Below are 26,471 nucleotides of genomic sequence, written 5' to 3'. Positions count from 1 at the left end.
AGGATAAACTTCTAAAAGCTTACTAGCATCATTTATTATTGAATGGTTGTTAATCAGAATAGATAAAGCTTTGAGTCCAGGAAAACGATTATAGTTATCTAATAAAATATCAACAACCTTATTACTATCAATTGCACCTCTACAGAGATTAATTACTAGTGCCTGAAGTCCACGTTTTGGGATTTTTGTATTAAAAAATCTAACTCGTTAATATTCTTTAACTTATATCCAATATTTTCTGTTATGCCATACCAATCGTTATATTGATAGTCATGAATTACCCAATCTTTTAAGGTTGTAAACATCTTGAATTTATCAAAATGAAATAAAGCTAGTCTTACTTTATGAAATAAAGCCTGCCTTATCTTTAAATCTGATTCTTGTAAGAATACATCTTGTGCTTTTTCTAGCAACAAATTATATGCACAATTTCGCACTTGTCCTGAAGCATCGTTTAAGGCTGCAATTATTAAATCTAAGCCTTCCTTGCCATAATTCGCTGCTTGAGTAATACTCATACATCGTATTTCTGCAATTGGACTTTGCAAGCGACTCTTTACACTCTCAAGCCCCCCTAAAACTACGCCAATAACAGGAGGTGGTAGTTCTCCACCAAGCACCGCATCAAATTCTCTGGGTTGATTTGGATTGTTGTTCATCTTGGGTTTTACTGATTTTTAAAATATCTGCGACGCATCAAACCTATGTATAACCTCTGTATTTTTGTACTACTTTGAGGTATAGTTTATTCCCAGACTGAGTAATAGCGATCGCTAAACTGACAATCTGCAATTACTCGGCTACAGAACAATAGCGACCATGAATATAGCTATCATCATCTTCTTTTTTCTGATTACTTGCCAAAACACGCACATCTAAACCAGATAATTTCTCAATCATTTCTTCAGACAAAAAGCTTTCTGAGATATTGAGAATATCAAGATAATTGATAGCTTCACAATTCAGCAACTCTTCAGCCCCCGCATCACTCAACGTTCCCATCGACAGGTCAAGTACGCTGATAGAATTAATAATTGGAGAAGTCACAATAGCATTGACTATTTCATCAGTAAATTGACTATTGCGTAATCCTAAATAAGTTAAGTTGGGAAACTTATTTTCAAAAAGAATCGGATGTATATCTTCAACCCAACAGTCTCCACCGTAATCTTCACTGCCAAACCATAATTCTAAATGTTCCAATGCTGGCAGATTCATATTACAAATTTGTGCGACGGTATCCCGACTTAATCCCCCAGTTTCTACAATTAAAGTTTTGAGGTTATTGTGTCGCACTGGTGGACTAAAATGTAAACCGTCGCCACCACGAACTTGTAAAATTTCGAGTTGGGGATAAGCTTGCAAAATCGGGCTGATATCACTTTGCTGAATCCAAGAAATTTCGCATTCTTCAGGTTCGATATCACCAATAAAAACAGCTTTGAGATTAGTTAAATATTTTTTCGTATTAACTAAAGCTTCGACAATACTACTTGAACCCCTTTCATAAGCTTGCGGCCACAAACCAAAGACTAAAGCTTCTAATTTGTCGGCGTTAGGTTCTTGCAGAAGTCTATTAAGTTGACTCAGCAAATTGTCTTCATTAGCTTCTTGTACAAGTCTACGTAAATCTTCATCATAATATTCATAATCACCGCATCTAAGAGCGTAAGCCTTGTTAACGGGTTCTATAATACTTATATTCGGATTAAAATCTACAACTTGCCGATTAGCAAATTGAGTAGCTTTATACACATAATACTTATCTATTCTCTCTTCCAAGTTCCAAGGTTTATATGTTTGCAATGCTTGTATAACTTGCGGTTCCACTCTTTGTTTTAATACTCGATAAGCAAAACGCTGTACTAATCTCGATTTATCTTGCAACGCTTGAATCAAAACATCCAACCCTGCATCACCATATTTCAAGGCTTCGTTGAGTGCAGCAATTCGCACATTAGCTACAGGATTTGATAAACAACGCTTAATTCCCTCAATTCCTCCAAGAACAACTCCATCTATAGGAGGCGGCGATTGTCCGCCAAGTACAGCATCATAATCTCTGGGTTGATTTTGATTGTCAGTCATGTTGCTTTACCTTTCAAGTCTTAATTAGGGTTCCCAAAAACTTTATTACAAGTTTGCTAAAGTAGCGATCGCCCACAATTTGTAACAAATAACACACTCATAATTTTGACTCGGTTTCTTTGAGGCTTGTGTAATCTCATCAAAAATAGTACATTTGTTTTAGTAAATTAGTAAAGCCCTGACACATTTATTTGTTTGTGCTAGTGCCAGATGGTAATTGCAGTTAACTAGCAAAAGTGATACAACGGAATAACTGCGTATTGCTTGAAAACCTTGAAAATATAGATATTTTACTTATGGCTGAGTATCAAAAAATTGAGTATCGCATCGGTAAAGATGGAAAAATTACGGAAACAGCGATCGGTGCTTCTGGTGCAAGTTGTACCAGCACAACGTCTGGAATCGAAGATGCTTTGGGAGACGTAGAAACTCAAGAACTGCTTCCTGAATATTACGAGGGAGAAGCAAACGTCACAGGAACAGAACAACAGTCTCTCAAACAACAATAGGAGAGATACAGATGCTTGCAGACATCATATCAGACATCCAGGGAAGTGGAATGTTTTCTCTGGAAAGTATTTTAGCGATCGCAATCGGATTTTTGGCGTTACTTTTGATTATTCCAGTAATTAACGCGGCGATCGCTTCTCAACCAAACAAGCGAATTGATAAGTTAGGGTTGGCGCAATCTCAAATCAAATTACTAGAAGATGAACTCCAAACATCTCAACAAAAATACTTAGAATTAGAGCAAAAAATACAGCAACTTATTTCTGAAAAAGCCGCACTGCATCAAGAAGGCGTGCGACTCCATGAAGAGTTGCAACAGCAACGTCTACAACTAACAGAAGAATTTCGCACTTCCACATTTGAGCAATTGCAGACATTACTGACAAACTACCCCAGCATTCACCAGATGGTGAGTGTTAAACCAGAATTGCCCGTGAAAAATCTGCTTTCGATGTTTACTCCTCTAGATAATCTTCTTAGTAAATGGGGTTACGAACAGATAGGCAAACCTTGGCAACAAGTCCCTTATAATTCCCAACTTCATCAACCAGACACCGCTGATATTACCGAAGGTGAATTAGTTTACATTCGATTTATTGGCTATCAGCATCAAGGAAGAATTCTTTGCCCTGCTAAGGTTAGTCGGAGTTTGCCGGGAGGGGGGAGATAGGGAGATGGGGGGATGGGGAGATGGGGGGATGGGGAGATGGGGAGACGCGGGGACGCGGGGAATAACCAATGACTAATGACTAATGACTAATGACTAATAACTAATGACTACAGTAATAATTGATTTTGGTACTAGCAATACTGTTGTTTGTACTACGGATTTGATTACGCAAAAACCACGGACGTTGCGATTTGATTCGATGTCGCGGCGGTTTGAGGTTGGGGGCGAACAAGTTAGCGTGGTGCCGAGTTTGGTGTTTGTGGAAGGGCAAAATAGCATTTTGTTTGGTGAATCTGTACGTGCCAAACGCTTGGGGTTTGCCCAGCCGGAACGCTGTTTTCGAGCTTTTAAACGGGATTTGGCAGCGGATTTTGTGCCACCTCCCCGACTTTTGGATGGTAATAGTTATAGTGCGGAGATTATTTCAGAACTGTTTTTGTTAGAAATTTGGCAACAGATTGAACAGCAATTGCAGCCAAGTCACGTTATTTTTACGGTTCCTGTAGGTGCATTTGAGCGATATCTTGACTGGTTTCGCAATTTAGCCGATAAGCTAAATATTCCCGCAGTGCAAATTGTCGATGAATCAACAGCCGCCGCCCTTGGTTATGCTATCAAGCGTCCTGGGACTGTGGTTTTGGTAGTCGATTTTGGTGGTGGAACGTTGGATTTAAGTTTAGTACGGACTGTCAGCGTCGCTTCCGAACAGCAAGCAGTACGCGCTGAAGTTCTTGCTAAATCTGATGCTTTTATTGGCGGTGTAGATATCGATACTTGGATTGTCGAACATTATCTGCAAAAAATCAATTCCTCCCGCGCTGAAGTAGGAGAAATCGGTTTTATGAATTTATTGGAAGTAGCAGAAAGGGTAAAAATTCAACTTTCGACAACAGATGAGGCGAAAGAAGCTTGGTTTGATGATGAAAATTTTATGTCCCATGAATTGCAGTTACATCGGGACGAGTTAGGCGAAATTTTAGAAAATCAACAATTATTAGAACAGTTAAGACAAGCGATAGATGAAGTGTTGGCGATCGCACTTTCCAAAGGTATCGCTAAATCTGCCATCGAACAGGTTTTATTAGTCGGCGGTACTTGCCAAATTCCGGCGATTCAACAACTAGTAATTTCTTATTTCGGCAGACAAAAAGTTAAATTAGATAAACCCTTTGAAGCTGTCGCACATGGCGCATTAGCTTTAAGCGAAATGACAGCAGTTGATGATTACCTGCGCCACAGTTACGCTATCCGACTTTGGGAACCCCACAGCAAAACTTATTCTTATTTTACTTTAATTGAAAAAGGAGCAAAGTATCCAGGGGCGCGTTCTGAAGCTTTAACTTTGCAAGTAGCCACCGAAGGACAGCGAGAAATTCGCCTTGATATTGGCGAAGTTGCAGAAGTTTCCCAAGCAGAAGTTGCTTACGATTCTCAAGGAAGAATGACGAGTAGCCACTTAATAAAACAAGATAGCTATCGTTCTTTAGAAACTCATCATCAACAAGTATGCGTCGCCCATCTCGAACCGCCCGGACAAACAGGAGTAGACAGAATCCAAGCACAATTTGAAGTCAACGAACAACGAGTATTAGTAGTAACAGTAAAAGATTTATTGACGGGGAAAATGTTAGTGGAGAGAGGGGCGATCGCCAAACTCAAATAATCTTATATTCGCGTTATTCGCGTCTTGGCGGTTTATTAAAAATAACCGTATTCAAAAACATGATTCTTATAATAGTAAAATGGTAAAAATATAATGGCAAAGAAACAGAATCAACCTAGAGAATATGATGCCGTTTTAGGCACTCAAAATTCTGCGCCAGTTGGCAGTGTGATTTTAGGGGGACTGGAAGGTGTTAAAAGCCGCTTGAAAAGTGTAGATATAGAAGTGCAAATTGCTGCCCTAAAAGAGGCATTAAATTATGGAGAAGCAGGTTTAGACTTAGTAATTCAGGCTTGGCAATATGAATCAGGAAAATTAAAGTGGGCTGCTTATTCGTTACTTCGCCACCGAGAAGAAGTAAGAGTAAAACAAGCATTACAAGAACATAATCCCTGGCTAAATATCACTTGTCTACATAGTTTACAGCAGAATAGAGGCATCACATCTGTTGCCATTAACCCAAATGGGAGAACTTTTGTCAGTACTGGAAACCCTATTAATATTTGGGATTTGTATAGCGGACAACTTCAACCTATTTCAATAAAAGATTTCAATACTCAATCCTTGGTTATTAGTCCAGATGGAACAACTTTAATTAGTAGAGGAGGCACTTATGCCGGGGGACGAAAAATAGAAGTTTGGAATTTATATACTGGATATCATAAAAAAACTTTAAAAGAATCTACTGACAGCGTTTTTTCCCTAGTTATTAGTCCAGATGGAAAGACTGTTGCCTGCGGCAGCGAGTATAGTGGAATTAATGTCTGGGATTTGCAGACAGAACGAATTATAAGTACCATGAGTGGGCATTCACACTACTTAGTTCAAGCGTTAGCTATCAGTGCCGATGGAAAAACTCTCGTTAGTGGTAGTAATGACAAAAATATCAAAGTGTGGAATTTTGAAACTGGAGAACTTATACACACTTTTAAAAAACATTCAGATGGTGTTGAGTCTGTAGCTATTAGCCCAGACGGACAGACAATTGTTAGTGGCAGTAAAGACAAAACAATTAAAGTATGGAATTTACAGACAAAACAGCTTCAGTTCACACTTGAAGGGCATTCCGATTGGGTTTATTGTGTAGCTATCAGTCCAGACGAAAGCACTCTTATTAGTTGTGGTAGAGACAAAACTATCAGAATTTGGAACTTGCAAACTGGGGAATGCCTACGCATTCTCAAAGAACATACTGATGGGGTTTATTGTGTAGCTATCAGTCCAGATGGAAATACTCTTGTTAGCAGTAGTAGAGATAAAACTATCAAAATCTGGGGTATTAAGTCCTAGAAAAAGCGAGTCGAGAAAAATATCTATAAACTTCAGCCTTTTTGTACTAGCTACTTAAAACGCTAAAATTGAATAGTAATTTTTAAATGTGTAGCTGCAAATAAAAAAATCATGACTCGTCGTCATCTTTTGCAAGAAGGGCAATCTTACACATTTCGCTCCTATTTTGAAATGCCTTATGAAGCAGACGAAATTTTAGCGGAATTGGGTTATGGTTTGCTAAAAACACGAATGGAGTTACCACGTAGCGATCGCAATTTAGAACGTTTGCCGGAATTACAACAGCGAATTGATGAATCTTTACCACTAGTTAGCTTGAGCAGCGAGACAGCACGACGTGAAACACTGGTAGCACCTACATTGCTGGAAGTTGCTCGTTATTGTCAATGTCAAATCAGGATTGAGTATCCATTGACAGTAAACAACTGGTTAAAGGGTAATTTAGATTATTTCTTGAAAAGCAATCTAAGTTTATTAGTAGTTGAAGCGAAAAATGATGACTTAACAAGAGGCTTTACGCAGATGGCAGTAGAATTAATTGCTATTTCTGAAGTAGAAGAAGGTGAGATTTTTTATGGTGCAGTAACAATTGGTGATGCTTGGCGTTTTGGTCGCTTAGAAAAAACCAAGCAGCAGATTTTTCAGGATATTTCGCTGTATCGAATTCCCGATGATTTGCCAGATTTAATGAAGATTTTGGTAGGAATTTTAGAATCAAATAGTAGCGTTTGATAAAATTCGTGCTTTTACAGGAAAAAAATTTGAATGAAAAGTGCGATCGCCAAACTTAAAGAATCTCCTCTTTGCACCTTGGCAGTTCGTTTATAAAAACCAAAATTAAATATAGCAATACTAATATTAGTAAAAATGCAATGGCAGAAAAGCATAATCGACCGCAAAAATATGATGCTGTCCTTGGTAATCAAGCAGAAACACCTATTGATGGTGTAGTATTGGGAGGGTTAGAAGGTGTTAAAAGCCGTTTAAAAAGTGCAGTTTTTAAAGCACAGACTTCTGCCCTTAGGGAAGCACTTAAATATGGTGATGTCGGTTTAGATTTAGTGTTTAATGCAACACAATCTACCGAATGGCAGTTGCAAAATGCTGCTGAAAAATTGCTGATTCAAAACCGAACAGAACCCCAATTTCAGCAGAAAATTCTGAATTCAAACCCTTGGTTGTTTGTTGATTGTAGATTCACATTAGAGGAACACTCAGACAAAGTTAACTCTGTTGCAGTTAGCTCAGATAATTTAACTATTGCTAGTGGTAGTAATGATAAAAATATCAAAATTTGGTCGCTGCAAACAGGAGAAGTACAACGAACTATAACAAGTCATACTAATAAAGTTAATGCTGTTGTTTTTAGTCCAGATGGAAAGCTTGTAAGTTGTAGTAGTGATAACACAATAAAATTTTGGGACTGGCAAAGAGGAAAATTAGTAAATATTTTAGAAGAAGTTCATTCTAAATCTGTAGATGCGATCGCCATTAGTCCAGATGGCAAAATTATTATTAGTAGTAGTTGGCATATAAAAGTAGCTGATTTACTCAACGGCAAAGAAATTAGCACGTTAGAAGGAAACGGTTATATTAGTTCCTTAGCAATTAGCCCTGATAGTAAAATTTTTGTTAATGACAGTTACGATACAATCAAAGTACGAGAATTTTCTAAGGGTAAATTTTTGGATTGGTGGAAGCTGAAGATAACAACTCCTCGCCTATTAAAAGGACATTCTGGTAAAGTAAATACTCTTGCTATTAGTGCTGATGGTAAAACTCTTGTCAGTGGTGGTGAAGACAAGACTGTTAAAATATGGAACTTACAAACAGGAGAATTAAAACAAACCTTAGCAGGACATACGGGTAAAGTTAATGCTGTTGCTATTAGTGCTGATAGCAAAATTATTGCTAGTGCAAGTAATGATAAAACTGTAAAAATTTGGGATTTAAATGGAGGATGGTTGCTACGTACTTTAGAAGGGCATACAAAAGTAGTGCGGACTGTAGCAATTAGCCCAGATTGTCAAACTATTGTCAGTGGAAGCTGGGATAAGACTATCAAAGTTTGGAGAGCGAATTTTTCAAATTAGATGATTATGTTTATTTTAATGCGATCGCCTCACCTCAGTGATTGGGAATACTAAGTAGTAGGCTCAACATTAAAAACCTGATGAAAGAAAATACCAATCGCCCAAGAGTTTATGATGCTGTTCTTGGCGGTCAAGAAAAAGCGCCTCCTGGTGCTGTAGTATTAGGAGGACTAGAAGGTGTTAAAAGACGCTTGGCAAATCCGGTAATTGAACAAAGAATCGCAGCACTAGAAGAAGCACTCAAGTATGGCGAAGCAGGTTTGGAATTGGTAATCTGGGCGTTAGACGATAAATTATGGAAAGTACGCCAAGCAGCTTATTCACTACTAGCTTCTCGACCAGAACCTATAGTACAAGAAATACTTCAGGACTATAGTCATAAAATTGACAGATATGATGCTTTCGTAGCGATGGCGCGTGCTGGCGGAGTGTCCGATATCGATACACTAATGGAGAATCTAGAAAATGACCGTAATAGCGCCACCTACAAGTTAGTTGACTTTACACTCGGCTTAGTTGATACCCCTCAAGGTCAAGACCGAATTCGACATTACCTGTTCAATGGTACGCAGATACAACGTAATTATGCAGCACTTTATTTTAAACGACGCGGAGCAAAAAATATTTTAAAAGAAGCAGTAAACCAGGGCTGTATTGATAAATTGCAAGCCTTTTCTAAATAAAAACAGCAATGTCAGAAAATTTCAAACAACCAAGAGAATATGATGCTGTGCTTGGCGGACAACTACCACCTCCAAAAGATGGCGTAGTTTTAGGAGGTATTGAAGGTGTTAAACGACGTTTAAGCAGCGCCACATCTCCACAACAACAAATTCTCGCCGTAGCAGAAGCCCTAAAGTATGGCGAAGCCGGTACTAAGTTGGTGTTTGAGATTGTAAATACTGAATCTGAAAAGTTGCAATCTACAGTATCGTCACTCCTGGGACAACAAGCATTAGCAAAAGTACAGTCCCATCTAGACAGGGAAATACCATTAATCTCTGCGGTTGATTTAAACTACAGTCGTTTGCAAAATTTACTCGCTTCCGGAAAGTGGAAAGATGCAGACCAAGAGACTGCTAGTATAATGCTGCGGGTATGCGATCGCCAACCACAAGGATTTTTAGATCCATCAGACATCGAAAAATTCCCTTGTGCAGACTTAAGCACCATTGAAACTCTCTGGCAAAGATATAGCAACGGACGCTTTGGCTTTGTTGTCCAAACCCATATCTGGCAAATTGTTGGTGGTACCTCAAATCCCGACTGGGAAGCATGGTGTCGCTTTGGTAAAGGTGTGGGATGGTTTTCTCAAGGTACTTGGTGCTATTGGAATGACTTGAAATTCGACTTGAGTGCGCCGGTGGGAAACTTACCCCGTGGCGGTGCATTTATTGGTTGGGGGTTAGGTGACTTTTGGACAGGTTGCAGAACTCTGTCTGCGCTTGCACAGAAATTAGCCAACTGCAAAATCGCCTAAGTTTGGGAACACTGGTATAAGTCAGAGGTAAAAAGCGATGCCAGATAATCCCAATCAACCAAGAGAATATGATGCCGTACTTGGCGGCCAAAATCCTCCGCCAGTTGATGGCGTAGTTTTAGGCGGATTGTCAGGTGCAAAACAGCGTTTCGCTAGTAGTGATTCAGATTACCGCCTTTTAGCACTTTCGCAACTCATTCAGCATAGACACGAAGGCTGGGATTTAGTAATTCAAGCTTTAAAAGATCCATCACGACGGGTACAGTTAGCAGCATATAAATTATTGCGAGATATCCCAGAATTAAAAGTAAAACAGGCAATCTTAGAATTTAATCCCTATCGTTTTTTTCAGTGTGTTTATACAATTGAGCTTAATAGAAATAATGCAGCGATCGCCATTCATCCCGATGGCAAAACCCTAGTATGTTGCGATGCTGGCGGTAGTTCTTATGAAGAACCTCAAAGCGATGGCAGTATTGTCGGTGGAACTTATATAGACTTTAAAAAGTGGGATTTGAATACTGGAAGAAATCTTCGCACCATCAATAAAAAGTTTGGTACGAAAGTAAATGATTATCCAAAACATTTAACTTTTAGTGCTGATGCTCAAACTTTAGCTATAGGTGGTTCTCAGCATGACAATACTATTAGAACTGAAATTTGGAATCTCAATACTGAGCAATTAAGTTATGTTATTACCGGACAACCATTGTGGGAAAACAGAAAGCGCAATACTATTACCTCCCTTGCTCTGAGTTCTGATGGCAAAATCTTAGCTATTGGTAATGAAGCTGGTAATATTCTCGTTTGGGATTTAGAAATAAAACAAAATATTTACACTTTCAAAGGACATTTAAAAACTATAACTTCCGTTGCTGTTAATGCAGATGTAAATATCCTAGCAAGTGCTAGTAGTGATGAAACTATTAAAATTTGGGATTTAAGAACTGGAAGTGAAATTTACACATTCAAAGGATATGATTCTAGTGACTATAATTCCACTATTGCATCATTGGCAATTAGTCCTAATGGAAAAACTTTAATCACTGGCGATGATAATTTGCCAAGACTCCTGAGAATATGGGACTTGAGCAATGGTAAAGAAATTTATAAATTATTTCCTAATAGTGGTGAATTAAGTTTTTTAACATTCAGTGCAGATGGAAAAATCTTTGTGAAGTGTGGCGGTGATATTAATATCTGGAATTTGCAGACACAACAATTGCTTGCTGAATTCCCTTATGCAACAAGTGTTACTATTAGCCCAGATGGGCAGACTATTGTCAGTTACACTAGGAAATTAATACAAGTATGGCGAGTTCCATAAAAATATAGATGCGATTCCAAATAAATGCGATCGCATTTCCTAAATTGGGCACACTGGTATTAGCGTCGAGGAAGAAAATGATACCAGATAATCCCAATCAACCGCGAGAATATGATGCTGTACTTGGAGGACAATCACCACCTCCTGTAGATGGGTTAGTTATTGGCGGTATTGAAGGCATTAAGCGTCGTCTTTTAAGCGATAATATAGAAGCAAAAATGGCTGCGATCGCTGATGCAATTAACTATGGTGATGCAGGCTTAGAGTTAGTCATTCAAAGTTTGCAGAATGAATCATTACAGTTACAAATCTTAGCATATAAGTTATTACATCAAAGGAAAAAACTTAGTGTTGAACAGATTATTACAGCTTTAAATTCACACCATTATAAATTTTTTGAATGCTTGACTACTTTAAGCGAACATACATCTGATGTATATGGAATAGCATTTAGTTCCGATGGAGAAACTATTGCTAGTGGAAGCCATGATAAAACTATCAAATTATGGAATATTCAAACTAGCCAATTAATTTGCACATTAAGCGAAAATTTATCAGCCCCTTATGGACTTGCATTTAGCCCAGATGGAAATACTTTGTATGCTAATAACTGGAATGAAATAAAAATTTTCAATTTAGAAAACCAGGAAGAAATCCTGACACTTAAAGGACATTCTGATGCTGCTTTATCCCTCGTTGTAGCTCCTGATGGAACTCTAATTAGTGGTAGCCAAGATAAAAATATTCACGTTTGGGAACAGCCTCGTTCGGGAAAATACTATAAATTGGGAGGGCATCCTTGTCACGTTTGGGGAATGAATATTGTTAAACTTGCCCTTAGTATTGATGGGAAAACTTTGATTAGTGGTAGTAGTATTGATAGGGCAATAAAAATTTGGGACTGGCAGCAAAGACAACAAATCGCAACTCTGGGAACTGAAACATTGGCTTTAAATAACTATGTACCAGGACTCTCTTGTGTTGCTATTAGTCCAGATGGAACAGTTGCGATTGCTGGAGGAGAAAATCAAGTTGATGTTTGGGATATAGAAAAAAGAGAGAAAGTTTATACACTCACTCTGGAAGCAGATAATGATATTCAGTCAATATGTGTTAGCAAAGATGGTAAAGCCTTCTTTGGTGGTTTAAAGAATGGCATTATTAGAATTTGGAATTTGCTTACAGGTGAGATAATTCACGATTTAGAAGGACATTTAGGTATTGTTTGGTGTATGGCTTTGAGTCCTGATGGAAAAACTCTCGTTAGCGGAAGTGTCGATAAAACTATCAAAATTTGGTCTATACCAGAGTAATACTAATTACGAATTGCTATTAAATATCTAGGACGGGCAAGATGCCCATCCTACAAAGTTTTTACACCCAACGTCCTACAACTACTCGCACAGTTCCATCTGCTAATACTTCTTCGTCCTCAACATTAAAGCCTTGTTCTTGGACTGTTGCCATCAAGGTTTTATGAGCATATTTTTGACTGATGGAATTAACAAATTGTTGTTGATTAATTTTTGCTCCCCAAAAGTCTGCAACTATTTCGTAATTTTCACCATTGCGGCGAAAACCCAAGTCATAACCGTTTTTTTGACGAATTACATACTCGGCTTGAGTTGTATCGCCTCGATATCCGCGTACATTGGTGTTAGACTCCACTTGATAACCTAATTCTTGCAACACTTCATGAAGAATTTCACCGCGTTTGATTTGAACTTTAATAGTTGTGAAATGAGACATAATTGATTTTGTGTTTGAGATTTTGGATGAAAAAATAAACCGCTAAAATGCAGATTTTTTCTATTCTAATCAACTTCTAAAGGCCCTATTCCTTGTTGAGTTGAATAGTGCTTTAATTCCTCCACTAACTGAACATCATTGGATGCTGGCCTTGCGCCTGCTTCGGCTGCCCATTGCTTTAAGGCTTCAATTTGATTGCGGGCGATCGCAGCTAAGGGAACTGTCTGGGCTACAGCCTGTAAAATATCTTCTGTATTGAAGTCTCGCCGTTGTCCCTCGACTCTTGTGGAAAATGCTTGGTGCATGGCATCAATAATTACTTGTTCAATTTCTGCACCGCTGAAATTTGCAGTTTGTTTGGCTAACACAGCTAAATTAAATTCTCGCAGGCGGTTGGGACGTAACCTTTGCAAATGCACTTTAAAAATCTCTTGGCGTTCGGCTTGTGTCGGTAAATTTAAAAAGAAAATCTCATCAAATCGTCCTTTGCGTAATAACTCGGCTGGTAATATTTGCACGTTATTTGCAGTGGCAACAATAAATACTGGGCTGGTTTTCTCCTGCATCCAAGTAATTAAACTGCCAAAAACCCGGCGCGATGTCCCCGAATCCCCATCAATGCCGCTGGTAATATTGCCAAAGGCTTTGTCAATTTCATCAATCCACAAAACGCAAGGTGCCATTGCTTCTGTTAGCTGTATCATTTGGCGGACGCGGCTTTCACTTTCACCAACAATCCCGCCAAATAAACGCCCAGAATCTAACCTGAGTAGAGGTAAGCGCCATTCATGGGCAATGGTTTTGGCTGAGAGAGATTTACCTGTTCCCTGTATTCCCACCAAAAGCATACCTTTGGGATTAGGAATACCGTAGCGTCTGGCTTCTTCGGTAAAAGCATCTTGACGCATCAATACCCATTGTTTGAGTTGATCTAATCCCCCGACTCGTTTGAGTGATTCTTGCGGCGTGAAAAACTCTAAAATCCCAGTTTGGCGAACTGCTTGCTTTTTTTCTTCTAATACGCCATCGATGTCAGATTCGTTTACCTGCTGTTTGGCAGCTAAGGCTTTTGCTAAAACTCTAGAAATACGAGTGCGACTTAAACCTTGGCAAGCTTTGACTAACTGTTCCCGCGCCAAGCCAGAAACATTTAACTTATCTGGTACTACTAACTGTTGGATTAAATAATCGATTTCACTGACGCTAGGTAAGGGACAATCAACTACTGTTACCTCTTGCAGTAACTCATCAGGGAGTTCTAAAGTATGGCTAGTGGTAACGATCGTTTTACGCGATCGCTTTAACTCCCGCGTCAAGTTTCGCAACTCCCTGACAATGGGTGCATTCTTCTCGGTGGTAGGGTTTTTCACAAATGGATGCAAATCTCGCAACACAAACATCGCCGCTGTTTGGGAATCAGCTTTGCCGATGCGTGCTAATGCAGCCATCACCGAACCTTTATCTGCACCATTGTCACTCCAACCCCGAACAATATCCCAAAATAAAATTTGTCGTTGTGGCACAGAACGCGATGCAACTTGGAACAGCACTTCTTCCACAGGTTCTTCTTCCACGGAAATCACATACAGTAACGGATACCGTGCCCGAATCATCAAATCAAGTTGCTCTACCAAGGAGGCGTATTGCTGATTCTCTCTGCTATGAGTTGAATCTTCTTTTCCATTTTGATGAAAATTGCTCATCTCTCTTGAAAATAGGTGTAAGGGTATAAGAGAAAGAGTTTTTGGTATTGCTGATTTGAACTATGAAATTCCAAAATCAAGTGTTTCAAACTCGTATTTTTGGAACTTTGCATGAAATCAAATTCATACTCTCAATTAGCAACGCCGAATGTTTCATTTTTTTTCCAAGGCAAAAGAGACAGGCGCTTTGCTGGAGTTTTGCTGGCTCTAAAAACTGTTGCCCGTTCCCCGTTCTCTGCCCCTCCCATCATAGATAGCCTGTTACAAACTAGTAATTACTTTGTCTTAATTAATACTATAATTGTTGAAAAAATATACTAGTAAAAATTCATCAAAAAAATATAAAACTTAAGGGCTTGTTTATGTCACAGCCATTTCAAGAAATGGGCTAATTTCGAGTAGCGAATCAACTGAGCTTTTTCGTCATAAATACGCTGTTCGGGTCATCAATGTAATCAGCGAAGGGGTCTCGGTACTCGAACCCATACCGTGCGTACAACGCTCGTGCTGGGGCGAACTCAGGAAAAGACCCTGTTTCCAAATTCAGGCAATCGTAACCACGTCGTTCGGCTTCTTTGATGATGTGTTCAAGAATCTTTGAGGCGACGCTCCTACGAAGGTGAGCCTTGACGGTACGCATTGATTTAACTTCACCAGTTCTGGGATCTATTTCTTTGAGCGCTCCACATCCGAGTAATTCATCGCCCTCCCAAGCTGTCCAGAAAGTAATATCAGGCGATCGCAATGCCTCTAAATCAAGAGCATGAACGCTTTCGGACGGGGTAATCTCATGCATATTTTCGAGATGTTCCCAAAGAAGGTCTGCGATCTTTTTAGCTGTCAGGTCATCTTCACGAATTTGCAATTGACTCATCTCCTTAATTTGCTAGGGAATTCTACTTGCTTAAGAGTCTAGAGAATCTCGCATTTGAGGCGAAAGGTTTTATTGCCATCGGATTATTTCTAAGTAATGTAATGCATTTTTAAGTTCTATATGTAATTGACTTTAGAAACCACACAACTGCACCCACCCACAACACCAAGGTAGAAATACTGGCGATCGCTGCTGAGATGCCCAGATTGGCAATAGAACCCAGACCGCGCAGTTTCGATCCCAGTTTTGCTGGAATGACATAAGTGTAATAATATAGATTATATCTGTATTACATCAGGGAGGAACAATCATGACTCAATTGCTAGCCGTCCGGGTTCCCTTCAAAAACTCAACCACCACAAGGCGCAGAGATTTTCGTTAAGTCCTTCATTTACAGGAATGATACTCGAATTTGCAGACACTAGAGTAATCGCTCTACAAAAGTGTCCACCTCTGTGCGCCTTGTTCACAGCAAGCAACACACATCGAGGAAACATCAATGAATTTGGATTTTTTAGGCTGGAGTGACTTTTTTACTCACAGTTTTGCACCTTATAGCCAACAAGGTTTTAGTGTTGGTAGGGTTGCTATTGAATACAGAAATACTTACATAGTTTATAGCGATCGGGGCGAACTAACAGCAGAAGTTACAGGTAAACTACGGCATCAAGCTGCTCAAGGGCAAGGCTTTCCTGCTGTTGGGGATTGGGTTATCATTCAGGCGCGAGAGTCAGAAGGACGCGCTACGATTCACGGAATTTTGCCGAGAAAAAGCAAGTTTTCACGAAAAACGGTTGGTAGTAAAACCGAAGAACAAATTGTTGCAGCTAACATTGATACTGTGTTCTTGGTTTGTGGGCTTGATGGCGACTTTAACCCCAGAAGAATTGAACGCTATCTAATTCTGGCTTGGGAAAGTGGCGCAAATCCAGTTATAGTTTTGAATAAAGCCGACCTGTGCAACTCTTTAGATGAGTGTATATCTGAAGTTGAAGCCGTTGCCATTGGCGTACCAATTCTGATATTGAGTGCGGCTACTAATCAAGGGTTGGATACCTTGAAATCATACCTCCAACCAGGACAAACAGTTGCTTTGCTTGGGTCTTCTGGTGTAGGTAAATCTACCATCACCAACCAACTCAAAGGTGCATCAATACAAGCTGTCCAACCAGTGCGTCGAGGTGACGACCGAGGTAAACACACGACTACAAATCGAGAATTGATATTACTGCCGACAGGCGGCTTAATTATCGACACTCCGGGAATGCGAGAAATCCAAATTTGGGCAGGCGATGAAAGTTTGCAAGAAACCTTTGCAGACATTGAAACCTTAGCCGCAGAATGCCGTTTTCGTAATTGCCAACACAACAATGAACCCGATTGTGCAGTGCAACAAGCATTACTAGAGGGAGAACTTGATTTTTCAAGATTTCTCAGCTACCAAAAATTGCAAAAAGAACTTAACTATCTTGTTCGCAAACAAGACCAACGGGCGCAATTAGCCGAGAAAGAACGCTGGAAGAAAATCCATAAAGCTATGCGAAATCATCACAAGCATTGATTGGTTGAGATTAATAAGTGATTTTCTTGCACCACAGGAATATCGCCCATCCTGATGTTTGGTAGGGGTAAACCAGGCGATCGCATAACGGTTACTTTAATGCTAATACGACGAGCATAAGTCTACATGCGATCGCACGCATAGTTGTTTGCCATACCTTCAGGTAGCATAGCTTACAATGATGCTGGCTGTTTCCTACGCTGCAAAATTGCTCTTAATTGTTACACATCCTCTATTGTTGAAATTTATGGTAATATCAAGTTCGCTTAATTACTTATAATTAAAAATTCTCGGCATCTCCGTGTCTTTGCATCAGCCCTAGTTATAAGTATTCATCCGAACCGGATAAGTAAGTGGATACAATTATTTAGAAGACGCATTTCGACTTCGCTCAATGCCCGATCCCTGAGAAGACGAGGGTTGAGTTTCGACTACGCTCAACTTCCGCGGATTCGAAACCCGGCAACCTCTTTTTTAGTTTAATTTAGTGTTTCTACTTAATAGCAATCCTATTTGATTTGTGAAAATCAAAGGGCTTCAGATCCCCGACTTCTTTAAGAAGCCGGGGATCTTGTTGTTCGGGAATGATTTAGGACTGCTATGTAACACTCATTTTGAAAAGGCTGGAAGTAAAAACACCTTAATAGTACATTAATACTATAATATTTTTTATGAAGTCAATTCAAATATATGAGACAAGTAGTTAAGCAAATTAAAGAACGTAAGAAAGTTGAACTCAAACGTCAAGAAATTAAATACGAGCTTTGGCGTTTAGATGATACTGAGTTTAGAAAGCTCAGACAAAAGAGTCTTCCTATTAAAGATGACTATATATTTTATATGCAATTTTATTTATCAGAACAAAATAATCAAGAGCGGCTTAACTTAGCTCAAATATTTGTGGCTCTAACACACTTGTTTGGCGAAAGCGGTGATTTAATTGATGATTGGAAAGGTTCTTTTGATTTTCCTGTATTACTAATACTAGAAAAAATTCAAGGTAAATTCTTCTATTTAATGGATATATATGACAATCGCGGTACACTTTATTTCAGCTTGTACAGGATTTTGGAAGTTGATATAGAAGGTTACGATCGCGAAATCTTACGCGAACCCTTTGAACTAGAATTCTCTCGTCAAGAAATCAACAATTTTATTAGCTATTTTTATGGTTATCTTGAAGGCTATTTTCATAGTATAAAATTCCTAATAGCATCTCAACAATTTTTCAATAAAATTGCCTCAAGCTACATACTTTATGGGTGTACGGACGAGCAATATTTTGAGGAGCATTACGAAACTCAAGAAGCTTATCAAGCAGCTATTGAAAATTTAGAGTCAATGGGACTTAGTTCTATGACTTCACAAACTTTTAACGAGATATTGCAAAATATAACTAGCGAAATGGACTGAACATAACTGTGTATATCCTTAGTTAGTTTGAGTAAATATTTATGTTTGGGATAATGCAACAGACAGAATATTTGGAATTATTCAAACGCTAAAATATGAAAAAAAACCGAAGTTTAGTCTTAGCATTTATCGCATTAGTATTAATTGTCATTTCATGGTGGGGTGTGCTGAGAGTGCAGGCTTCTCTGATAGTACGTCAGATGGAATGCCAACAAGTGCCGTTATTATATGTAGCGCCAAAGAATGCTCAAAATGTTCCTGGTGTATTAATCGCGCATGGTTATGCAGGCTCTAAACAATTAATGCTCGGTTATGCCTACACTTTGGCTCATGCGGGTTATGCTACCATGCTATGGGATTTTGATGGCCATGCGGCTAACACCAAACCACTAGAAAAAAATTCACTCCAGCAGAATTTAAATGTTGCATATAAAGTACTTATAGAGCAACCAGAGGTCGATCGCTCGCGTTTGGCTGTATTGGGGCACTCAATGGGTAGTGGTGCTGTAATGTCTGCTGCGAGCGATCGAGTCGAGCGTTATGCTGCAACTGTAGCAGTTTCACCTACAGGCGCATCAATTACAGCAAATGCTCCTCGAAACCTTTTATTACAAGCAGGAAGTTGGGAAAGTAGATTTGTTGCTAATGCAAAGCGTTTACTCCAAGCCGGTGGTGGAGAAAATTCCAATTTTGCTCAGGGTAAAGCAAGAAAGTTTCTTATTATCCCCAATGCCGAACATATTACAATTTTATTTCGCAATTTTAGTCATCAGGCTGCTAGAGATTGGCTTAATAGTACCTTCAGAATAAATGGCCATAGTTATACAGATTATCGAATGGTGTGGTATTTTTTGCACTTGTTGGCATGGTTAGCAATGCTAGGAGCGATCGCTCCTGTTTTGGCTACTCCTCTTATTAATAACAAAACACCACAGTTAAAAAGCTGGATTGGTTTATTAGTAGCACCTTTTGTAGCTACTGGTACACTCGTGCTAATCAATCGGCTAGGCGATATTAATGGCTTGGGTGGAGTATTAGTAGGTGGAGCAGTTAGTATTTGGTTTGGGGTAGCAGGTTTAAGTTGGCTGATTGTTATGGCATCATTACGACTACCATCACCCAGATCTTTCGCCATTGGCATAACTTTGTTTATCATATTGTGGGTTGGTTTCGGGGCAATGGCACAAGTAGTATGGTTGCAGTGGTGGTTAATTCCGGCACGTTTGCAAATTTTTCCTATGCTGGCAGTTGCTTGTTTTCCTTGGTTTTTAGCTTCTGGAGTGGCACAGCAAAATCTTAATTTTGGTGAGCGAATTTTGTGGTGGCTAGGACAAAGCACAGCCTTAATTTGTGGTTTTATTTTAGTGCTTGCTTTTTTGCCACAACTAGGTTTTATTTACCTTTTACTACCATTATTTCCTGTATTTATGGTTATTTTATCTTTTTGCTTTTGGCTGCTTAATAATCCTTGGGGTTATGCAATTGGTAGTAGTTTATTTTTTGGTTGGGTATTAGCATCTGCATTTCCGTTGGCAAGTTAATATAATTGATATTAAAAAAATATTTATTTTTAGATTAATTATTAGTTTATGTCTACTAGTGATGGTTCGATCGCATATCTCTTCAAGAAACAAAACCATAGTACCAAAATGAGAGAAGTTGAGGAACTAAACTTAAAAGTGGGTTATGGAATAGAAGGAGATATTAATGCTAATCCCATCAGCCCCAGGCAAGTCTTAGTTGTTAGATATGAAGATATTGTAGACTTAGGAATTCCGCCAGGGGAACTCCGAGAGAATATTGTTATAGGGGGGATAAAAGCTGAAAATTTCACTCCTGGTTCTCTGATAAGTTTTGATAATGGTGGCACTATTCGTTTAACTTTTTATTGCGAACCATGTAAGCGAGTAGCTCATTTAGTTGATTCTTTAAAAAAAATTCAATATCGAAGAGGCATTTTAGGCGTAATTATCAATTCAGGTACAATTAATATCGGCAGTAATGTCCGGATTCAAACCGATAAATTTCCAGCATTATCTGAAAAACCTTACGAACGCTTTCTCGATTTTATAGTCAAAGTCCCATCAGGAAAGGTAGTAACATATAAACAAATAATTGAAGCAATTGGTGTAGATAATAGTTACATGAGAGCTATACCTATATATTTGAAAAAAACATCTGCTGATGATTACCCAATTCACAGAATTTTAGATTCTCAAGGCTATTTAATAAAATATGTCCCAGATCAAAAAAATAAACTAGAATTTGAAGGAGTCGAAGTTTTAAATAATCGATATTTGAACAATCAGTCAAATATATATTTTATCGATATCGAGAAATACTTATATTCCAATCAAACAATTTATTTAAATTAAACAAGATAAACTTTTCTGAATTACGTCTGATGTGAATTATCCAAATCAACGAAATATCAAGGATTGTGTGCCCTGTAGAGACGTTGCAGTGCAACGTCTCTATAATAATAAACCAAGGATTTTAGGGTCTAATCCACATAATCCGCGAATTTTGAATTGGTTTTATCCTTTTCCCCAATAAAAGCAAGAAGTCTATTGAACGGCTGTCAGCCGATGTCTGCGGCAAGTTGCAAAGTTTGTAGTATGTGCTTGACACTTTTGTATTATTTGTGTAGTGTAATACTACAGCCTCTTTAAAAGGCATATCAGACACAAGTAAGAAAGATAACACCAATGAGACGAATTGCTATTGCGGAAAATACCCTAGAAATTCTTAACATTGGTGGCTACATCTGTTCTAATGGCAATCAAGTTTATATCGCCCATGAATTACACCATTGTTTGAATTCAACAAAATGCTACAGTCCGGACAAGCTTTCTCAAATTGAATCGCAAGCGCTCAAAAGCATTCCTCGCTTCTCAGCTACTGAATTTGAAGTTAGGAATGAAACAACTCTAATGGGAGCAGAACGCACAGCCAAAAGCGGTAAATTTGAAAAAGTTGGTGTTCTGAATTTTGCTTCAGCAAAAAATCCAGGGGGTGGATTTCTCAAAGGAGCGCAAGCACAAGAAGAGAGTTTAGCTAGAAGTTCCACACTCTACAAAAGCCAGTTGAAATGTCGTGAATATTATGATTTTCATCGCTCTGAAAAATCACTTTTTTACTCAAATTGGATGATTTATTCTCCGAGTTGTCCAGTTTTTAAAGACGATGATGGAACGCTATTAGAACAGCCGTATTTTGTAGATTTTATTACCAGTCCTGCGCCAAATGCAGGCATGATTCAAAAAAATCAACAGCAGTTAAGCCTAAAAATACCTGAAGTTCTTATGAATCGTACATCAAAAGTTTTGAGCTTGGCGTCTGAATGTGGTTGCGATGCTCTCATTTTAGGCGCTTGGGGATGTGGGGTCTTTAAAAATGACCCAGCGATAGTTGCCCAAATATTTGCAGATTTCTTATTACCAAGCGGTCAATTTTGGGGCAGATTTAAAAGTGTGATTTTTTCTGTTCTGGACAATAGCAAACAGCAAACGACTTTTACAGAGTTTTACAAGCGATTTTCTAGTTAAATTGCATAAATCTTGAGAAAACATCTGTTAAATCAACATCAGTATTACAACAACTGATTTCAGTTGTAGTTATTTTTTTACGATCGAGCAATAAACATGAGAGGAACTATGAAATTTCCTACATTACTCACATATAGAAATATTATTGCTGAGATTACTCTGTTATTCAGGGCAGATAATAAAGTACATCCAAACATCAGTAGTAATAAAACAATTATCAGCGCACCAGAAAATAATTACTATACTTTACCAAACTACTCACAAAACACAGGTGCGATGAAATCATTCGATACTGCTTTTGTGGCTTATCAGATGATGGGACTTAACTAAGGGGTTGTTTGAAAAGTGGTTGGTTGTAATTTTAGGTACTTCTAGATCCCCCCTACTGCCTTAAAAAGGGGGGAACCAGAATCAAAGTCCCTCTTTTTAATAGGGTTTTAGGGAGATCTAAAATGTTTTGCGTTTTGCTACTTATAATAGGACTTTTCAAACATTTTCTAAGGCCGACCCAAAAAATAAAATGCCTAGCCGTATCAGGGATATTGTGGCTAAAAAATTGTATCCTTGTTGCTTTTGCTCGTAGGGTAAAAGCAGGAAAGCTAGGCTAATACAATTTTATGATTTAGCTCTCCTAAACTTGACATTGATTAAAAGGTTCTCGAATAAAATAGAGTGCATCGCGTTTTTCAACTTCTATACCGCCTCTATTCCAGCTTCCCCAACGAGTTATAAATTTTTTCTGGCGATCGCCACGTTCAATCGCAACAGTAAAATTGTTACGGAGTTCCCGATAACATCCATCTAAATTCGTCAAAGTTAAATCCAGTGCTGGAATATTAAATTTATTTTCACCTTTATTGACAACAAAAAATCCTTCGCTGCCTCGTTCCATTAGCAATACAGTTGGACTATCAATGGCTGCTAAAACATTTTCTTTAATATTTTTTCCCTGATTTTCTCGTTGATGCATAATTTGACGGAATTTGACACCGTACTTAATAAAAGAAGTTCCTGTATTATCCATATTCAGTATTAAAGGAATACCACTTTCTTTTGCCAAGACATAGGCTGTTGCTAGCAAAGAGTCAGAAGAATCGCTATAGGGGTTGATGGGATTAGAATTAATCTCGCGGATAGTATCATGGTTGCTGCCAAAGGTGACGCTACGGGGATCGTTTATGCTTGTGGGAACTCGCAGCGATCGCAAATCTCCACCGAAGCTGAAGGCGTTTTTCATTGAGTTATAGAGAACATAATCTGTAACAGCAGCAATCCAGTTGTAATTTTCTGCACTGGTGTCGCTATCTGTGATTACCTCAAGATAATTCCATGCTTTTCCTTGACTGTATAAATCTACATAGTCGATGTACTCTTTAATAACATCTGCTGGCATATGTTTGGCAGCATCAAACCGAAATCCATCAATTCCTAAATCTAGTAATTTTTTTAAATGAGCTTTTTGAATTGTTTTAACGTTACTGGTAAATATCAGATCGGGAAGTCCACCTAACCAACAATTAATTTCTGAATTTCTGTTGCCATCACTATAATTAATGTTACAAGGCTTTTTTCCTAATCGATTGGAATCTGAATTAAAGTCAGTTACAGAAATACCTGGAAATTGAGTTAAATCTTCAAAATCCTCATCACTACTTAAATTAGCCATGTGATTGAAAACAACGTCAGCAATCACTTTGACATTACAACTGTGAGCTTGATTAATAAGGTTTTTTAAATTGAGTAGCGAACCTCTACCTTCAATAATGCTGTAGTCTACAGGTTGATAACGCGCCCACCATTCTGGGGCGGGATTAGATTTTTGGGCTGGAGAAATTTGAATGTGAGAATATCCTTGCTTGCCAATTTCACATACAAACTTTTCAATATCGCTGTAGTGTGAATTAAATGCATGAACAATTGCCGTGGGTTTTTCTGCGGCTAATGTCTTAATAGGGAAAATACAAATTATGCAGATTACAAGTGCATAACTCAAGAGAGTTTTTATCAAATACATTGCTGCCAAATTGTTTGGTGTTTTACTAGATATTTTTCCTGACATGATACTAGCGCAGGTGTCGTAGTTCGATTTTTTAATACTTTATAAGTATCAAATTTAAACAAATATATATTGGACATCTCAAAAAAGTCTGCCTATGATGCTCGTACAGGGATTTTATCGAGGCCAAAGCAATGGGTGAAAAAACAATGTCAGAGAATTTTAGAAGTAAAGTTGTCACACAAGGGGTGCAGCGATCGCCAAATCGCGCTATGCTCCGTGGAGTAGGTTTTCGGGATGAAGATTTTAATAAAGCAATTGTGGGTGTGGCTAATGCCTACAGCACCATCACTCCCTGTAACATGGGGATTAATCAACTAGCACAAAGAGCTGAAGCCGGAATTAAACTAGCTGGGGCAATGCCGCAAATATTCGGCACAATTACTATTAGTGATGGGATTTCTATGGGAACTGAGGGGATGAAATATTCCCTAGTGTCACGAGAAGTAATTGCTGACTCCATTGAAACCGTCTGTAACGGTCAAAATATGGATGGTGTGATTGCCATCGGTGGCTGTGATAAAAATATGCCAGGAGCGATGATTGCGATCGCCCGGATGAATATCCCGGCTATCTTTGTTTACGGTGGGACAATTAAACCAGGACACTACAACGGCCGCGACTTGACTATTGTGAGTTCCTTTGAGGCTGTGGGTGAATACAGCGCTGGCAAAATTGACGACACCGAACTGATGGAAGTAGAACGCCGCGCTTGTCCTGGGGCTGGTTCTTGCGGTGGAATGTACACAGCCAATACTATGTCCTCAGCCTTTGAAGCGATGGGCATGAGTTTACCCTATTCTTCCACAATGGCGGCACAAGATGACGAAAAAGCCGATAGCACCGAAGAATCAGCCAAGGTATTAGTAGAAGCAATTCGCAATCAACTGTTACCCCGGCAAATTATCACGCGCAAATCCATAGAAAATGCGATTTCTGTAATCATGGCTGTGGGTGGTTCAACTAACGCCGTGTTACATTTTCTGGCGATCGCTCACGCGGCTGGTGTAGAACTTAATTTAGATGATTTTGAAAAAATCCGCGATCGCGTCCCTGTTTTATGCGATCTCAAACCCAGTGGTAGATATGTCGCCACAGACTTACATCAAGCTGGTGGTATTCCCCAAGTCATGAAAATGCTATTGGTGCATGGATTACTTCACGGTGACTGTATCACCATCACAGGTAAAACCATCGCTGAAATTCTAGCAGATGTTCCCGACGAACCACCAAGCGATGGAGATGTGATTCGTCCTTGGAATCACCCTATGTATCCCCAAGGTCACTTAGCCATCCTCAAAGGAAATCTCGCTCCAGAGGGAGCAGTGGCAAAAATTACTGGAGTAAAAAATCCCACCATTACCGGCCCTGCACGGGTATTTGATTCCGAGGAAGAATGCTTAGATGCCATCCTTGCAGGTAAGATTAAAGCCGGTGATGTAATTATCGTCCGCTACGAAGGCCCCAAAGGCGGCCCTGGTATGCGGGAAATGCTTGCACCCACCTCAGCAATTATTGGTGCGGGTTTAGGTGATACAGTCGGGTTAATTACCGATGGACGCTTTTCCGGCGGGACTTACGGGATGGTAGTCGGACACGTTGCTCCCGAAGCCGCGGTTGGTGGTGCGATCGCTCTGGTGGAAGAAGGCGATATTATCACTATTGATGCTCATTCTCGGTTATTACAAATCAACATAGACGATGCAGAATTAGCCCGTCGCCGCGCCAAATGGCAACCCCGTCCACCCCGTTATACAAAAGGCGTCTTAGCAAAATATTCTAAGTTAGTTTCCTCTAGCAGCGTTGGCGCTGTTACAGACTTGGATTTAACGTAAATTCGCTGTACGGGATTTTGACCTCATACCATTTCACTAAAATCCTGATACAAATTCTTTCCCCTCTGCTCCTCTGCTCCTCTGCTCCCCTGCTCCCCTGCTCCCCTGCTTGCCTAAATGTATCAAGCTTAAAGTGAAACGGTATCACCCCCAGCCTCTCTCTTTTAATAAGCTACCGCGTACACACAAGTCTTTTAGAGCTGTTGTGTTAGACACAGAAGGTTAATTTTTGCTCTTCGATGCAACAAAGGTGCAAGCCGATGCAACAAAGGTGCAAGCCGATGCAACAAAGGTGCAAGCCGATGCAACAAAGGTGCAAGTCGATGCAACAAAGGTGCAAGTCGATGCAACAAAGGTGCAAGCCGATGCAACAAAGGTGCAAGCCGATGCAACAAAGGTGCAAGTCGATGCAACAAAGGTGTAAGTCGATGCAACAAAGTTACAGGTCAAGAGACTTGTGTGTACACCGTAGCCTTTAACGAGAGGGGAGCAAAAAGCCTAATTTTTCGTTATACCATTTCACTAAAATCCTGATAAAAATTCTGGCGTTGCATAATAGCGGAATGTGGGTTTATCTCACGCAGAGGCGCAGAGGCGCAGAGAGAATAAGG

24 protein-coding genes are annotated in these 26,471 nt (G+C 39.2%); 18 read left to right on the top strand and 6 right to left on the bottom strand.

The features are described from left to right. Window positions 1-155: 155 nt before the first annotated feature. Both NSTC745_RS13550 and NSTC745_RS13545 read right to left on the bottom strand, forming a co-directional pair. Window positions 156-659 (bottom strand): hypothetical protein, encoded by a 504-nt coding sequence (locus NSTC745_RS13550; RefSeq protein WP_445637602.1) that lies wholly within the window; start codon window positions 657-659, stop codon window positions 156-158. Window positions 660-792: 133 nt separating this feature from the next. Continuing rightward, window positions 793-2,088 (bottom strand): STM4015 family protein, encoded by a 1,296-nt coding sequence (locus NSTC745_RS13545; protein WP_445637601.1) that lies wholly within the window; start codon window positions 2,086-2,088, stop codon window positions 793-795. Between the two features lie 296 nt (window positions 2,089-2,384). On the opposite strand from NSTC745_RS13545, the gene NSTC745_RS13540 reads away from it, so the two are divergent. The 10 genes from NSTC745_RS13540 to NSTC745_RS13495 all read left to right on the top strand — a co-directional run bounded on the left by NSTC745_RS13540 (window position 2,385) and on the right by NSTC745_RS13495 (window position 12,434). After that, the gene (locus tag NSTC745_RS13540; RefSeq protein WP_445637600.1) at window positions 2,385-2,597 is read left to right on the top strand and encodes a DUF2997 domain-containing protein; all 213 of its coding nucleotides are present in this window, start codon (window positions 2,385-2,387) and stop codon (window positions 2,595-2,597) included. An 11-nt stretch (window positions 2,598-2,608) separates the two neighbouring features. Further along, window positions 2,609-3,268, top strand: coding sequence for a hypothetical protein (locus tag NSTC745_RS13535; protein WP_445637599.1), 660 nt, complete (start codon window positions 2,609-2,611; stop codon window positions 3,266-3,268). A 103-nt stretch (window positions 3,269-3,371) separates the two neighbouring features. Beyond that, window positions 3,372-4,931 (top strand): Hsp70 family protein, encoded by a 1,560-nt coding sequence (locus tag NSTC745_RS13530; RefSeq protein ID WP_445637598.1) that lies wholly within the window; start codon window positions 3,372-3,374, stop codon window positions 4,929-4,931. 93 nt (window positions 4,932-5,024) lie between these two features. Continuing rightward, entirely contained in the window at window positions 5,025-6,221 is a 1,197-nt protein-coding gene (locus NSTC745_RS13525; protein ID WP_445637597.1) for a WD40 repeat domain-containing protein, read from the top strand. A 111-nt stretch (window positions 6,222-6,332) separates the two neighbouring features. Continuing rightward, window positions 6,333-6,953 carry a hypothetical protein gene (locus NSTC745_RS13520; RefSeq protein ID WP_445637596.1) on the top strand — a complete coding sequence of 207 codons (621 nt, stop codon included), beginning with the start codon at window positions 6,333-6,335 and terminating at the stop codon, window positions 6,951-6,953. 140 nt (window positions 6,954-7,093) lie between these two features. Beyond that, entirely contained in the window at window positions 7,094-8,314 is a 1,221-nt protein-coding gene (locus NSTC745_RS13515) for a WD40 repeat domain-containing protein (RefSeq protein ID WP_445637595.1), read from the top strand. A gap of 80 nt (window positions 8,315-8,394) precedes the next feature. After that, on the top strand, window positions 8,395-8,997 hold the full coding sequence (locus NSTC745_RS13510; protein WP_445637594.1) for a hypothetical protein: 603 nt from the start codon (window positions 8,395-8,397) through the stop codon (window positions 8,995-8,997). An 8-nt stretch (window positions 8,998-9,005) separates the two neighbouring features. Continuing rightward, window positions 9,006-9,794 (top strand): GUN4 domain-containing protein, encoded by a 789-nt coding sequence (locus NSTC745_RS13505; RefSeq protein ID WP_445637593.1) that lies wholly within the window; start codon window positions 9,006-9,008, stop codon window positions 9,792-9,794. Between the two features lie 37 nt (window positions 9,795-9,831). Next, window positions 9,832-11,121 (top strand): hypothetical protein, encoded by a 1,290-nt coding sequence (locus NSTC745_RS13500; protein WP_445637592.1) that lies wholly within the window; start codon window positions 9,832-9,834, stop codon window positions 11,119-11,121. 8 nt (window positions 11,122-11,129) lie between these two features. Further along, a complete protein-coding gene (locus tag NSTC745_RS13495; protein ID WP_445637591.1) occupies window positions 11,130-12,434 on the top strand; it encodes a WD40 repeat domain-containing protein in 1,305 nt (434 codons plus the stop codon). A gap of 61 nt (window positions 12,435-12,495) precedes the next feature. On the opposite strand, the gene NSTC745_RS13490 is transcribed toward NSTC745_RS13495, so the two are convergent. From NSTC745_RS13490 to NSTC745_RS13480, 3 genes are all read right to left on the bottom strand, one after another. After that, window positions 12,496-12,870, bottom strand: a complete 375-nt coding sequence (locus tag NSTC745_RS13490; protein ID WP_185566825.1) for a DUF1257 domain-containing protein — start codon at window positions 12,868-12,870, stop codon at window positions 12,496-12,498. Window positions 12,871-12,935: 65 nt separating this feature from the next. After that, a complete protein-coding gene (locus NSTC745_RS13485; RefSeq protein WP_445637590.1) occupies window positions 12,936-14,573 on the bottom strand; it encodes an AAA family ATPase in 1,638 nt (545 codons plus the stop codon). A 406-nt stretch (window positions 14,574-14,979) separates the two neighbouring features. Continuing rightward, the gene (locus NSTC745_RS13480; protein ID WP_445637589.1) at window positions 14,980-15,447 is read right to left on the bottom strand and encodes a GNAT family N-acetyltransferase; all 468 of its coding nucleotides are present in this window, start codon (window positions 15,445-15,447) and stop codon (window positions 14,980-14,982) included. Window positions 15,448-15,946: 499 nt separating this feature from the next. On the opposite strand from NSTC745_RS13480, the gene rsgA reads away from it, so the two are divergent. The 6 genes from rsgA to NSTC745_RS13450 all read left to right on the top strand — a co-directional run bounded on the left by rsgA (window position 15,947) and on the right by NSTC745_RS13450 (window position 22,299). After that, window positions 15,947-17,008 (top strand): ribosome small subunit-dependent GTPase A, encoded by a 1,062-nt coding sequence (gene rsgA / locus NSTC745_RS13475; protein WP_445637588.1) that lies wholly within the window; start codon window positions 15,947-15,949, stop codon window positions 17,006-17,008. Window positions 17,009-17,698: 690 nt separating this feature from the next. Continuing rightward, entirely contained in the window at window positions 17,699-18,421 is a 723-nt protein-coding gene (locus tag NSTC745_RS13470; protein WP_445637587.1) for a hypothetical protein, read from the top strand. Window positions 18,422-18,516: 95 nt separating this feature from the next. Further along, window positions 18,517-19,962 carry an alpha/beta hydrolase gene (locus tag NSTC745_RS13465; protein ID WP_445637586.1) on the top strand — a complete coding sequence of 482 codons (1,446 nt, stop codon included), beginning with the start codon at window positions 18,517-18,519 and terminating at the stop codon, window positions 19,960-19,962. Window positions 19,963-20,070: 108 nt separating this feature from the next. After that, a complete protein-coding gene (locus NSTC745_RS13460; protein WP_445637585.1) occupies window positions 20,071-20,796 on the top strand; it encodes an MGMT family protein in 726 nt (241 codons plus the stop codon). A gap of 333 nt (window positions 20,797-21,129) precedes the next feature. Further along, window positions 21,130-21,969, top strand: a complete 840-nt coding sequence (locus NSTC745_RS13455) for a TIGR02452 family protein (protein WP_445637584.1) — start codon at window positions 21,130-21,132, stop codon at window positions 21,967-21,969. A gap of 108 nt (window positions 21,970-22,077) precedes the next feature. Next, on the top strand, window positions 22,078-22,299 hold the full coding sequence (locus NSTC745_RS13450) for a hypothetical protein (protein WP_445637583.1): 222 nt from the start codon (window positions 22,078-22,080) through the stop codon (window positions 22,297-22,299). A gap of 301 nt (window positions 22,300-22,600) precedes the next feature. On the opposite strand, the gene NSTC745_RS13445 is transcribed toward NSTC745_RS13450, so the two are convergent. After that, on the bottom strand, window positions 22,601-24,028 hold the full coding sequence (locus tag NSTC745_RS13445) for an alpha-amylase family glycosyl hydrolase (protein ID WP_445637582.1): 1,428 nt from the start codon (window positions 24,026-24,028) through the stop codon (window positions 22,601-22,603). A 146-nt stretch (window positions 24,029-24,174) separates the two neighbouring features. Between NSTC745_RS13445 and ilvD the strand changes: the two genes are divergently transcribed. Continuing rightward, window positions 24,175-25,860 carry a dihydroxy-acid dehydratase gene (gene ilvD / locus NSTC745_RS13440; protein WP_445637581.1) on the top strand — a complete coding sequence of 562 codons (1,686 nt, stop codon included), beginning with the start codon at window positions 24,175-24,177 and terminating at the stop codon, window positions 25,858-25,860. Between the two features lie 229 nt (window positions 25,861-26,089). Then, complete coding sequence (locus tag NSTC745_RS13435; protein ID WP_445637580.1) at window positions 26,090-26,284, top strand: hypothetical protein; 195 nt, start codon at window positions 26,090-26,092, stop codon at window positions 26,282-26,284. Window positions 26,285-26,471 lie beyond the last annotated feature (187 nt).

It is taken from the genome of Nostoc sp. DSM 114161, assembly GCF_052692665.1.
This window is presented reverse-complemented; position numbering and strand designations above follow the sequence as displayed.